The sequence below is a fragment of the Halorubellus salinus genome (assembly GCF_020567525.1).
Classification (GTDB): Archaea; Halobacteriota; Halobacteria; order Halobacteriales; family Natrialbaceae; genus Halorubellus; species Halorubellus salinus.
Genome location: NZ_JAJCVI010000003.1, coordinates 91,284 through 104,013 on the forward strand (window position 1 = coordinate 91,284; position 12,730 = coordinate 104,013).

A 12,730-nucleotide genomic window follows, 5' to 3' on the forward strand; every position below is an offset into this window, starting at 1 on the left:
GGACGGTCGTTCCAGTCGGCATGGACCGAGCGACCGCCGAACCCGACGTCAGGTCGGTACCGGGCCCGAACGCGCGAGAGTGGGTCGACTACCATCACCAGTTCGCCGCACCGAGCACGTACGTCTACGAGTTCGTGTGGGACGTCACGGCCGACGCCGTCGGGCCGTTCTGTACGGACGTGGACGGGAACGTCCTCATGGACTTCACGAGTCACGTCGCCGCCTCGCCGCTCGGGTACAACCACCCGCGGATCGTCGACGCCCTGGAGTCGCTGGGTGTGGTGTCGCCGGGGAAGATAGCCGGGCAGGACTTCTACGCGAGCCTCGGCGGCCGCGACCCCGAGTCGAGCCTCCCGGGGCCCTCGCAGTTGATGGACCGACTGACCGACCTGACCGCGCACTACGACATGGACACCGTCTTCCTCTCGAACTCGGGTGCGGAGGCGGTGGAGAACGCCATCAAGATCAGCTACCAGAACGGCGGTCATCGTGGTGTGACCTTCGAGGGCGCGTTCCACGGGCGGACGCTCGGTGCACTCAGCTTGAACCGTTCGAAGACCTCCCACCGGAAGGGGTATCCGTCGGTCGGGGACGTCCTCTCGGTGCCGTACTGTTCGTGTCGCGGGGAATGCGAGTGCGGCTGGCGGACGAACGGCCCGGGCGGGAACGTCCTCGCGGACAAACTCCACCCGGAGCGCGGGAACCTCGACCCGGCGGAGGTCGCGTTCCTCGTGCTCGAACCCGTCCAGGGCGAGGGCGGGTACCGCGTCCCGAACGACGACTTCGTCTCCGACCTCGCCGCCGTCCGCGAGCGCTACGGCGTGACCGTCGTCAGCGACGAGATCCAGGCCGGGCTCGGCCGCACCGGCGAGATGTGGGGCATCGACCACCTCGAGCTCGACCCGGACGTCGTCACGAGCGCGAAGGGGCTGCGCGTCGGCGCAACCATCGCGCGGTCCGACGTCTTCCCGGACGAGACCGGACGACTGTCCTCGACGTGGGGTGCGGGCGACGTCGTCGCCGCGCTCGAAGGCGCCACCACGGTCGACGTCATCCGCGAGGAGAACCTGCTCGCGAACGCCGTCGAGCGCGGCCGGCAAGTACGCGAACTGCTCGCCGACGCGAACCCCGACCCCGTCGTGGACGTCCGCGGTCGCGGCCTCATGCTCGGCGTCGAGTTCGACTCCAAGGCCCGCCAACAGACGGTGGTCGCCGAGTGCTTCGAGCGCGGCCTGCTCGTCCTCGGGTGCGGGCACCGCACCGTCCGCCTCCTCCCGCCCCTCGACGTCACCGACCGCGAGATCGCACTCGGCGTCGACGTCTTCCTCGACGCCATCGACGCCGCGAGCTGACGGCACCCGGCACGTCGCTCTACCTATTCACGCACCACGTCGCTCCAATCATTCACGCGCCACGTCGCTCCAATCATTCACGCGCCACGTCGCTCCAATCATTCACGCGCCACGTCGCTCGGTTTCCATCGTTCTCCCGCCGGACTGCGCTCCCCTGCCATGCTAGAGGCGGGGATTAGGGATGCACCAGCGGACCATCATCCATACCTCGCGTCACGTCCGTTGGCCGCGTCGACGCCACGTCCGTGTGACCGCGGCGACGCTGGACGCCGCCCCGGGCGTGTCGCGAACCGAGAATTCGCATGAACGACGAATCCCCCTCGACGCACGACGCTTCACGCACTGCGACGCGACTCGTGGACGACGTCGACCGCGAGGAGACGGTCGCACTCCTCCAGTCCCTCGTCCGCATCGAGAGCCCGTACTTCCACGAGGACGACGTCACGCGGTTCGTCCACGAGTGGCTCGACGACCGCGCGTGCGACCCCGAATACCATCAGGTCAGCGAACCCGACGTCACGGGCTACGAGGGTCGGAACGTGCTGGCGCGGGTCGAGGGCGAGGACCCGGACGCGCCGACGCTCATGCTGAACGGGCACGTCGACACGGTCGAGCTCGTCGACGAGTGGACCGAGGACCCGCTCTCGGGGCGCATCGAGGACGGTCGCCTCTACGGGCAGGGCGCGGCGGACATGAAGGCCGGTGTCGCCGCGGCGATGGTCGCGTTCGCGACGATAGCGAACGCGGACGTGGCCCTCGCGGGCGACCTCGTGCTCGCCGCGGTCGTCGACGAGGAAGGCCCCTACGGGCTCGGCACCGACCAGTTGGTGCTCGACGGCGTCCTCGACGACTGCGACATGGCGGTCGTCACCGAACCCGGTCCGATCCTCGGCACGGGCGGGCACTCGAACCCCGCGCTGTACGTCGGCGCACGCGGCCGGTTCCTCTACGACATCGAGGTCTCGGGCACCGCAGCGCACGCGTCGGCCCCCGAGAGCGGGCGGAACGCGGTCGTCGCCGCCGGCGACCTCGCGAGCGCACTCGCTGACATGCCCGTCGGCTCGCACCCGGTGCTCGGCGAGGGGTCGGTCTGTCCGCTCTGCATCGACGGCGGCGGCGAGACGCTCTCCGTGCCCGAGTCCTGCCGGTTGCTCGTGGACCGGCACGTCGTTCCCGGAGAGACCGCGGAGTCCGTGCTCGCCGACGCCGAAGCGGTCGTCGACGACCTCGACCTCGACGCCGACGTCGACGTCTCCCTCCGCGAGACCCCGCATCCCGACGCCAGGTACGGCCCGTACCTCTTCGAGGACGACGAACCGCTCGTCGAGGGACTCTCGACGGGGACGCGCGTCGTCACCGGCGAATCACCGTCGATCGGGTACTGTCGGAGCGTCGGCGACTTCAACTACATCGGGCATCGCGCCGCCGTCCCGACCGTCATCCTCGGCCCGGACGGCGACAACATCCACGGCGCCGGCGAATGGGTGGACGTCGACGAGACCGTCGACGTCGCGCGCATCCTCGTCGCGAGCGCCGTCGAACTCCTCGCGCAGTGACCTCGCACTCGCTGGCCGTGGACGGCCCGGTGCCGACCGTCACCGTCGACCTCCGGGCGGTCCGCGAGAACGTGCGCGCGATCGCCGAGCGCTTCGACGGGCGTCTCCTCGGCGTCACGAAGGCCGTCTCCGGCGACCCCGCGGTCGCCGCGGCGATGCTGGACGCTGGCGTCGACGGCATCGCCGACTCTCGGCTCCTGAACCTCGCTCGCGTCGGCGAAGACGCGTGCAAGGACCACGAGGCCGTCGAGCGGACGCTGCTCGTCTCGCCGTCGCTCGGCGACCTCGACCGCGTCGTGCACTACGCAGAACGATCGCTCCACACCGAGTTCTCCGTCCTGGAGGCGCTCGCGGCCGTCGCCCGCGACCACGCGCTCGTTCACGACGTCGTCGTCATGGTCGACACCGGTGACCGACGCGAGGGCGTCCTCCCCGCGGACGCGCTCCCGTTCCTCGAACGCGCCATCGCGCTCGACGGCGTTCGCGTGGTCGGCGTCGGCACGAACGCCGGTTGCTTCGGGGGCGTGCTCCCGACGCGCGAGTCGATGCGCGAGTTCGTCTCGGTCGTCGAGACCGCCGAGCGCGAACTCGGGCGGGAGTTCCCGATAGTCTCCGGCGGAAGCACCGTCACGCTCCCGCTCGTCGAGGCCGGAACGCTCCCCGGTCGCGTGAACGAACTCCGCGTCGGCGAAGGCATCCTCCTCGGTACCGACGTCTCCCGCGACCGCACCGTCCCCTACCTCCGCCAGGACGCGTTCACGCTCCGCGCCGAGGTCATCGAATGCAAGCGGAAACCGTCCACGCCGGACGGCGAGACCGGGCACGCCGTCGACGGCTCCCAGCCCACGTTCGAGGACCGCGGCCTCCGGGAGCGCGCCATCGTCTCCATCGGCAAGCAGGACACCGTTCCGGACGAACTCCGCCCGCTCGACCCCGGCGTGGAGGTCCTCGGGGCGAGCAGCGACCACCTCGTCTGCGACGTCACCGACGCCACCCCGCCGGTCGGCGTCGGCGACGTCCTCGAGTTCAGGATGGGGTACCAGGCGCTCCTCCAGTCGTTCACCTCCGAATACGTCGGTCGCGAGGTCGTCGAGTGATGACGCACACCACCTCCGGAGACGGCAGGCGCGTCGTCGTCGTCGGTGCTGGCATCGCCGGGGCGTGCGTCGCCGACCACCTCGCTCGTGAGACCGAGTGCGACGTCGTCGTCCTCGACCGAGCAGCCGACTCGGGGACGGAGACGACGGCGAAGTCCGGCGGGTTCGTTGGCTTCTGGGGCCACGAATCGCCCGCGTGCGTCCCCCTCCTCGGGTACGGGATGCGGTACTATCAGCGACTGCTCTCGGGGACCGACCCGCCCGCACGGTTCGTTCACGGGGGACGTCTCAGAGTCGCGACGACCGCCGCCGGCGACGCCGACGTCCGAGCGGACTTCGCGGACGCGTTCGGACGGTCGACCGACGGCGAGACGACGACCGAGTGCCTTGGTGCGCCCGTCCAGTATCTCCCCGGTGATCGACTCGGCGAGACGCTCGTCCTTCCCGGGCTCGATACAGGAGCGGTAACCGGTGCGCTCTACAGTCCGGGCGTTGGACACATCGACGACCCCGGTTCGCTCTCGAGAGGCGTCCTCGATCGAGCGACGAGCAACGGCGCGACGGTTCGAACGAACGCGACCGTGACGGGACTCTCGACTCCGACTGGCGAGGCGACAACCGTCCACGTCGAGGGCGACGCCGTGGACCAGCAAGCCGATGCGGTCGTGGCCGCCGCCGGCCCCTGGAATCGCCCGCTTCTCGAATCCGCGGGCGTGTCCCTCCCGGTACGGAACACGCGCGGCCCGATGCTCGCGCTCGACGGCGAGCACCACGGCCTCCCGGCGCTCTTCCACGAGGAGTCCGGCGTCTACACGAGACAGAACCGAGACGGCACGCGCTACGTCGGGCACTTCCCCGGCCAGTACGACGCGGCGAGCGTCCTCGACCCGGACGACGTCCCCACGACCGTGAGCAGTTCGCGGCGAGCCTCGTGCCTCGACGCGGTCGCGGACCTCTGTCCGGCGATGCGGGACGCGGCGGTCGTCGACGACTGGGTCGGCGTCCGCCAGGTGACGCCCGACGGCGACCCGATCGTCGACGAGGCCGACGTCGACGGCCTCTCGGTCGTCGCTTTCAACGCGAACGGTATCCAGTACGCACCGGCCGCCGGCCGCATCATCGCCGACCAGATCACCGGTCGCGAACCCTCGCTCCCCGACGCAGGCGTCGCGTTCGACCGCTTCGAAGACAGCCAGTTCGAACGGCAGTGACCCCGTGGCAGTCCGAGACGCGGTCTCCTCGCCGTGCACGTCGACTGGGACGACGTGAGCCGCGCGCTCGCGCACGCCCGTCCTCCCGGCTCGGCGACGACCGACCCGGCGCAACCCATTTGCGGATTCCGCGCCTAGCCGGCTTCGTGGAAGACGTACTCACCGACCTGGACCGCGCGAAGGTCGACGCGGGCGACGACGACGCGTTCTACGGCCAGCCGCGGTTCGTCACGCACGCCGACGACGGGTTCCTCGACCGGCTCACCGAGCTGTACGGGACCGTTTCGACGGACGGCGACCGCGTCTTCGACGCGATGAGCAGCTGGGTGTCCCACCTGCCGGCGTTCGACTACGAGCGCGTCGTCGGCCACGGCCTCAACGCCGCGGAGCTCGAGGCCAACGACGCGCTCGACGAGTGGTTCGTCCAGAACCTCAACGACGACCAGGTGCTCGGGCTCGACGACGACGCGTTCGACCTCGTCACCTGTGCGCTCTCGGTGCAGTACCTCCAGTATCCCGGTGCGGTCTTCCGCGAGTTCGCGCGCGTCCTCGCGCCCGACGGCGTCCTCGTCGTCAGCTTCACGAACCGGATGTTCCCGACGAAAGCCGTCCGCGCGTGGCGTCAGGCGAGCATGGACGAGCGCGTCGACCTCGTCGAATCCTACTGTCGCGCCGCGGGCCTCACCGTCACGGACGTCGTGCGCGAACGACCCGAGACCGACCCGTTCTACGCCGTCGTCGCACGACGCGCGGACTGACCGACGGACCGCCCGTCCGTCGCGGTTCTCCAAAGAGGGGAGTTCCCGTCGTCGCCGTCAGTTCGGCATCGCGTACCGCCGGATGCCGAGGACGGCGAGCGGGATGGCGATGGTGACGACGAGCATGACGGTCGCGAGCGCGTCGATCTTCGGACTGATGCTCGTGCGGAGCATCGAGAAGATGACGACCGGGACCGTCGTCGTCGTGCGCTTCACCCAGAACTGCGTCGCCGTGAACTCGCCGAACGAGATGACGAACACGATGACCATCGCGGTGATGATCGACGGCGAGATCAGTGGGAGCGTGACCTCGCGGAACGTCGTCACGCGGTCCGCGCCGAGGGTCTGGGCCGCCTCCTCCAGGGTCTCGTCGAACAGGTAGAGCTGGCTCCTGATGATGAGGAACGCGTACGGCAACCCGAGGAGCGTGTGCATGACGATGAGCCACATGAGCGACCGGCCGATACCAATCTGACTGAAGAAGATGGTCGCGGCGACCCCGACGATGATCGGTGGGACGAGCAGCGGCGACAGGAGGACGATGACGAGCGCGTCCTGCATCCGGAAGTTCTTCCGGACGAACCCCATCGCGGTGAGCGTCCCGATGAGTCCGGCGCCGAACGCGGCGGCGACGCCGACCTGGAGGCTGTTCCAGAGTGCGCGCAACATCAGTTCGTCCGCGAACAGCTCGGTGTACCACCGGAGGCTCAGCGACTCCGGCGGGAAGTTCCCGAGCCGCGACGGGTTGAACGAGTTGACGACGATGACGAGGAGCGGCAGCAGCATCAGAACGTAGACGACGACCGTGACGAGCCTGATGAGGTTCCACTTCGTCCGCGACGCGAACGTGATACCGAAGTACCCGCGTTCCGCGTCGACGTCCGTCTCGCCCTTCGTCACGTGGTCCTGTTCCGTCGCCATGTCAGGTCGCCCCCGTCTCGAGCGCTTCCTCCAGGTCGACGCGGCGCGTGAACAGGTACAGCAGGAACGCGATGATCGCGAAGTAGATCATCGAGAGCGCCGCGGCGAACGGCCAGTTGAAGTCGTTGATGAACACGCCCTCGATGATGGGCGCGATCATCCGCGTGGTCGGGCCGCCGAGGAGCGTCGGCGCGAGGAACGCGCCCGCGGAGATGATGAACACGAACAGGATGCCGGAGACGATACCCGGGAGCGACTGCGGGAGCGTTATCTCGCGGAACGCCCGGAAGTCCGTCGCACCGAGGGTCTTCGCGGCGTGAATCTGGTCCTCCTCGATGGTGCTCACGGACACGTACACGGGCAGTATCATGAACGGGAGCAGGCTCACGGTGAGGCCGAGTATCATGCTGACGTTCGAGTACATGACGTCGAGCGGTTGCGCGATGACGCCGACGTCCATCAGGAGCGTGTTCAGGACGCCGTTGTTCGACAGGACGATGATCCACGCGTACGTCCGGATGATGAACGGCACCCAGTACTGGAGGACGACGAGCCCGAGCAGCACCCACTTCCAGTCGGTCTTCGACCGCCCGAGGAAGTACCCGACCGTGTACCCGGCGGGGAGTGCGATGAGCGTCACGACGACGCCGTACATGAGCGACTCGAGGATGATGCTCTGGTAGACGCCGGCGTTCACGAACCGCTCGTAGTTCGCGGTCGTGAACTCGTAGATGACGTTCCCGAAGTCCCCGGGTATCGCGAAGCTGATGACGAGGATGATCGTCATCGGGAGGAAGAGGAGTCCGAGCACCCACGCGATACCGATCCCCGGCGAGATGAGGAACTGCACCCAGTCGTTCTCCATCACGCGGTCCTTCATCGCCGGAAGGCGCGCTCGCTCGGTGCTCATGACCGCCCCGTCGACGCCGGCAGGCACGTGACGTTCTCCGGCTCGACGTACATCGACACGCGGTCGCCGAGCTCGTGGAACGTCTCCGTGCTGTTGTCCGCGATGTGACTCACCTGGAGCGTCTGGTCGAGCTCCGGCACGTGGATGTAGTAGTTCACGTCCCGGCCGCGGTAGTCGACGGACTCGATGGTGCCGTCGATGACGTTCGCCGTCGGCGCGGTCCCGTCGACGAGCTTCAGCTTCTCGTCGCGGAGGAACAGCGCGACGTCGTCGCCTTCCGCGAGCGACTCGTCGTTCCCGACGACGAGCTCGACGCCCCCGTCGAGTTCGGCGATGGCGTCACCGTTCCGCCGACGGAACGTCCCCGGGAGCTCCGTGGACCGCCCGAGGAAGTCGGCGACGAACCGCGTCTGTGGCTCGCGGTACACCGTCTCCGGTTCCTCGTACTGCTCGAGGCGGCCGTCGTTCATCACGGCGAGCTTGTCGCCGAGCGACAGCGCCTCGTTCTGGTTGTGCGTGACGTACACCGTCGTCACGCCCGTCTCGTCCTGGATGCGTCGGAGTTCGCTCCGGATGCTCGTCCGCAGGTTCTTGTCGAGGTTCGACAGCGGTTCGTCCATCAGGACGAGGTCCGGGTCGAACGCGATCGCTCGCGCGACCGCGATGCGCTGTTGCTCGCCGCCACTGCACTCCTTCGGGTACTTCTCCTCGTACCCTTCGAGGTTCACCATCCGCAGCATCTCCTCGACGCGTTCGCGTTGCTCCTCGTCGCTCGCCCCCCGCATCTTCAGGCCGAAGGCGACGTTCTCGAACACCGTCTTGTGCGGGAACAGCGCGTAATCCTGGAAGACGAGACCGATGTTCCGTCGGTACGGCGGCAGGTCCGTGATGTCGTTGCCTTCCAGTCGGATCTCGCCGCTCGTCGGCGTCTCCAGGCCCGTGATCGAGCGGAGGATCGTCGACTTCCCGCATCCGCTCGGCCCGACGATGGTCACGAACTGTCCCTCCTCGATGGATAGCGACACGTCGTCGACCGCGACGAGGTCGCCGAACTCCTTCCTGACGTCGTCTAATTCGAGAAATGCCATGATTGTGTGCAGAGACTACGGTGGGGTCGTCAGTTCCCGCGGACCTTCTCCCAGCGCTGGGACCACTCGTCGTTGTGCTCGTTGATGTACTCCACGTCCGGGAACTTCAGGCCCTTCCCGCCCTTCGGGTCGTAGTCGTAGAGGTTCTTGATCTTCTCCGACGTCACGGACGTCGACGGCGGCAGCCCGAGTTTCTCCGTGACGGGTTTGAGGATCTCGTCGCGCAGCAGGAAGTCGATGAACTTCAGCGCCGTCTCGCGGCGCTCCTCGCTGATTCCCTTCACGAGCGCGTGGTTCTGCGTGTACCCGTACGCGCCCTCCTTCGGGATGGTGTACCCGAGGTGGTCGTTCCCGTCGTTCACGGACCCGAAGATGACGTTCCCCCAGGCTTCGCCGACCCAGGCGTCCTTCGACGCGAACAGGCGCGCTTGCTCGTCGCCGCTCGTCCAGTTCGTCACGACGAGGTCCTGCTGTTCGGCGACGCGCTCCCAGATCTTCTCGATGTTCTCCTCGTACGAGCCGTTCTTCCCGATTTCGTTCGGGTCCATCCCCATCTCGAGTGCGGTGGTGAACACGCGGATGAACCCGAAGCCCTCGGGCGCGACGTGCCCGTCGTACTCGTCGTTCCACATCACGCTCCACGAGTTCGGGCTGTCGAGTTCCTCCTTGTTGTACGCCATGCCGACGGTCCCGTACGCGTGCGGGATGGCGTGCAGCTTCTCGCCGGGGTCGAACACCGGGTTCTTCAGTGGGTCGAGGACGTTCGACCCGAAGTTCGGGACCTCCTCGGGGTCGATGGGCTCCCAGACGTCGTCCTTCGTGCCGTTGTAGAGCGTGAACGGCGGGACGCTCGCGAGGTCGACCTCCGCCTGCCCCGCCTTGAGTTTCGCGTACCCGCTCTGCTGACTGCTCCGGAGGCTCACCTCGACGCTCGCGCCGTACTCCTCCTCGAACGGCCCGAAGGCCTCCGACTTCAGGGCTTCGAGCATCGTCCCGCCCTCCATCTGGAGGACGATCTGGTCCGCGAGGTCGTTCCCGCCGCCGAACATGTTGATGCAGCCCGCCGTCGACGCGAGCCCCGCGCTCGCTGCAGCGCCGAGGAACTGGCGCCGACTCGGTCTGGTGCGTCCGGACGTCCCGCTTGAGCAATCATCCCGTGCCATGTGACACCAATCCAAATTTCGGAGTATAACGATGTGACCTCTCATGAGAGGGCCACCGCGTCCGCGACCCGTCACGAATCCACCAGCCCGGACGGAACACCGAGCCCGGACAGACCATCGACCAGACGGACGCTACCGGCAGCCTGTCACAGCGAGCCGGACGCTCCACCGGCACGCCCGGAGACGCGGCCGCCGGCTCCCCGAGTTCCTCGATGGGATGCCCCCGTCGATCAGAAGCCAGTCCCGCTCGAACCCCCGAGACCCGGAATCAGGGGATCAGCAGTCCACCGGACGATGGCTGGAGCACGATGAAGTGGTTCCGTTCCACCTGGAGGCCCTCGCCGACGAACAGCCGCCACGCGTACTGCCCGGACTCCAGGTCCAGGGCGGTGAGGTCGACCTCGAAGACGTCGTCTTCGGGCGACTGCGTCCCCTCCTGCGTCGCGACGGGGTCGAAGTAGCTCTCGCCCACGTACAGCGCCACGTTCCACGACTCGTTGGTCGACGGCTGCCGCGTGACGTACAGCGTCTCCCGCGTCTGTTCGACCCCCCAGTGGTAGCGGATGCCGTAGACGAAGCCGCCGGTCGTCCCGATGCGCGTTCCGTCCTCGAGCAGTTCGATCACGTACTCGCCGAACGCTTGCGTCCGGAACAGGTCGGTGTCGCCTCGCCACGCACCCGCCAGCATGACGTCGTCCTGTTGGCCGACCGGTCCCAGTTCGATGGCCGACGGCGGTACGCCCTCGGCTTCGGCGTCGATGCTCCAGGTCGACACGCTGAACCGGTCGCTGTCGGCGTCCAGTTCGAACGTCGCTGCCTTGTCGAGCGTGACGTTCCGAACGCGGAGCGACCGATTCGTGCCGCCGCCGAACGCGACGCCGTCGTCCGGTATCGATGCGAAGTGAAGGTCCTGCGAGGTGTGGGTGCCGCCGCCGTCCGCTGGCCCCCAGCTGCTCCCGGAGCCGCCGCCGTGTTCGAGTAACTCCGGCGTACGATCGGCGGTCTGCTCGACGGCGACGGCCTCATCCGCAGCGAATCCGCCAGCGTACTCGAGCGCCTCGGACTCGGTCGCAAAGAGGCCGTCGGACTCCTCGCTGGTGGCCGTGGTGTCCGGTTCGCTCCCGGTCCGTCGTGTCGTCGTCCCAGTCGCCGTCCCAGTCGGCGTCGTCTCCCCACCGCTGTCCAGTCTGAGACAGCCAGCGACGGTCGACGCGGAGAGTGCAGCAACGAAATGTCGGCGGTTCATACGGACACCTTCCAGTCGACCCTTATGAACGTTCGCCGTCGCGGAACGAGCTACGTCGTCCGGAGCGCCATCAGGTGGTACTTCCAGTCCTCGTTGGTCCGGTACATCACGTAGACGTCGCCGTCGACGACCGCGGGCGTCATCGGAACTTCTGGCGTCGGAATCGACCACTGCGGGTCGCCCGTGTTCGCATCGACGGCCGCCAGACCCGGGTCGTTCCCCGTCGAACCGACGACGACCGTCTCGCCGACCCGAACCGGTGACCCCCTCTGGGACCGAGCGCCTCGCCCGGTGTATCGCCAGCGGCCGGTGCCGTCGGTGCCGAGACAGAAGAGGCCGTCCGACGTCCTGTACGTGACCGTGTCGTCCGCCGCGATCACCGAACAGTCGGTGCCGTTCAGCGTCTCGTACGTCCATCGCGTCCCCCCAGATTCGGGGTCGAGCGCGAACAGCGACGGCGCGCCCCGGGTGTCGTTCGTCGTCGCGTAGACCGCGTTGTCCGTGACGGTGGGCGCCCCAGCGACCTGCGCGTCGATGGCGCGCCACAGCACCTCGCCAGTGCTCGCGTCGAGTGCCTGGACGCCCGCCGCAGCCCGCTCGTCCCCGGCGACGTAGACGCGGCCGTTCCCCACGGCGCACGACCCGAGGCCGCGTTCGTCGAGTCTCGTCTCCCAGCGCGTCGTCCGGGAAGCGGTGTCGAGAGCCCAGACGACGCTCTCACCGTCGGTGTCACCGAGCCACGACGTCCCGTAGAGCGTCCCGTCCTCGTGCCGAACGGGACCCATGTTTCCCACGCCCGCCGCGGGTTTCACGCGCCACCGTTCTCGCCCCGTCTCCGCGTCGAACGCGAAGACGTGCCCGCCTTCCGTGCCGATATCGGCGGTGAAGTACACCGTCCCGTCGACGACGAGGGGATTCCGGACGTTGATGACGTCCGACAGCGACGACTCGGTCGTCCACGCCTGCTCGCCGGTCGTGCGGTCGAACGCACGAAGCCCCTCTCGTCCCTCCCCACCGGCGAAGACGTGCGAGTCCGAGAGCACGACCGCCGTCGAGACCGGGGCCACGTCCTCCTGTCGCCACGCGACGCAGGCAGCGGACGTCCCCACCGATTCCTCGGGGACGTACCCCGTGCTGGCAGCGTCGGTCTGTGGCCGGCCCCAGTCGTCCGTGGCCGCTCCCGAGAGCGACCGGTCGGCCGGACACGCCAGGTCCGCAAGCGTCGCCCGGGACGCCTCCGTCGACTCCTCGGTCTCGGTGGCCGTCGCCGACTCCGTCGCCGCTCGGGTCGCCGACTCGCGCTCCGTCGACGCTGCAGTGTCGGTCCCCCCGTCGTCCAACCGCAGACACCCCGTCAAGCCGACCCCCAGCCCAGTCGCCGTCAACATCGCCCGTCGCTTCATGGAGAAGCCCACCGAAGGACGCGGT

11 protein-coding genes are annotated in these 12,730 nt (G+C 68.3%); 5 read left to right on the forward strand and 6 right to left on the reverse strand.

Features of this window, described 5'->3' with window-relative positions:
- Positions 1-20: 20 nt before the first annotated feature.
- The 5 genes from LI336_RS08785 to LI336_RS08805 all read left to right on the forward strand — a co-directional run bounded on the left by LI336_RS08785 (position 21) and on the right by LI336_RS08805 (position 5,974).
- Positions 21-1,352 (forward strand): aminotransferase class III-fold pyridoxal phosphate-dependent enzyme, encoded by a 1,332-nt coding sequence (locus LI336_RS08785; protein ID WP_227132748.1) that lies wholly within the window; start codon positions 21-23, stop codon positions 1,350-1,352.
- Positions 1,353-1,654: 302 nt separating this feature from the next.
- Complete coding sequence (locus LI336_RS08790; protein ID WP_227132749.1) at positions 1,655-2,908, forward strand: M20 family metallopeptidase; 1,254 nt, start codon at positions 1,655-1,657, stop codon at positions 2,906-2,908.
- On the forward strand, positions 2,905-4,005 hold the full coding sequence (locus LI336_RS08795; protein WP_227132750.1) for an alanine/ornithine racemase family PLP-dependent enzyme: 1,101 nt from the start codon (positions 2,905-2,907) through the stop codon (positions 4,003-4,005). The genes LI336_RS08790 and LI336_RS08795 overlap by 4 nt, the downstream gene beginning before the upstream one ends.
- The gene (locus LI336_RS08800) at positions 4,005-5,216 is read left to right on the forward strand and encodes an NAD(P)/FAD-dependent oxidoreductase (protein WP_227132751.1); all 1,212 of its coding nucleotides are present in this window, start codon (positions 4,005-4,007) and stop codon (positions 5,214-5,216) included. The genes LI336_RS08795 and LI336_RS08800 overlap by 1 nt, the downstream gene beginning before the upstream one ends.
- A gap of 146 nt (positions 5,217-5,362) precedes the next feature.
- Positions 5,363-5,974: a class I SAM-dependent methyltransferase gene (locus tag LI336_RS08805; protein WP_227132752.1), complete on the forward strand. Its 612-nt coding sequence runs from the start codon at positions 5,363-5,365 to the stop codon at positions 5,972-5,974.
- A 57-nt stretch (positions 5,975-6,031) separates the two neighbouring features.
- On the opposite strand, the gene LI336_RS08810 is transcribed toward LI336_RS08805, so the two are convergent.
- The 6 genes from LI336_RS08810 to LI336_RS08835 form a co-directional block, all read right to left on the reverse strand.
- A complete protein-coding gene (locus LI336_RS08810; RefSeq protein WP_227132753.1) occupies positions 6,032-6,895 on the reverse strand; it encodes an ABC transporter permease in 864 nt (287 codons plus the stop codon).
- A 1-nt stretch (position 6,896) separates the two neighbouring features.
- The gene (locus LI336_RS08815) at positions 6,897-7,832 is read right to left on the reverse strand and encodes an ABC transporter permease (RefSeq protein WP_227132754.1); all 936 of its coding nucleotides are present in this window, start codon (positions 7,830-7,832) and stop codon (positions 6,897-6,899) included.
- Positions 7,802-8,893 (reverse strand): ABC transporter ATP-binding protein, encoded by a 1,092-nt coding sequence (locus LI336_RS08820; RefSeq protein ID WP_227132755.1) that lies wholly within the window; start codon positions 8,891-8,893, stop codon positions 7,802-7,804. Before LI336_RS08820 ends, LI336_RS08815 begins: the two co-directional genes overlap by 31 nt.
- Positions 8,894-8,922: 29 nt before the next feature.
- The gene (locus tag LI336_RS08825) at positions 8,923-10,056 is read right to left on the reverse strand and encodes an ABC transporter substrate-binding protein (RefSeq protein WP_227132756.1); all 1,134 of its coding nucleotides are present in this window, start codon (positions 10,054-10,056) and stop codon (positions 8,923-8,925) included.
- A 268-nt stretch (positions 10,057-10,324) separates the two neighbouring features.
- The gene (locus tag LI336_RS08830; RefSeq protein ID WP_227132757.1) at positions 10,325-11,302 is read right to left on the reverse strand and encodes a hypothetical protein; all 978 of its coding nucleotides are present in this window, start codon (positions 11,300-11,302) and stop codon (positions 10,325-10,327) included.
- Between the two features lie 50 nt (positions 11,303-11,352).
- On the reverse strand, positions 11,353-12,705 hold the full coding sequence (locus LI336_RS08835; RefSeq protein ID WP_227132758.1) for an outer membrane protein assembly factor BamB family protein: 1,353 nt from the start codon (positions 12,703-12,705) through the stop codon (positions 11,353-11,355).
- Positions 12,706-12,730 lie beyond the last annotated feature (25 nt).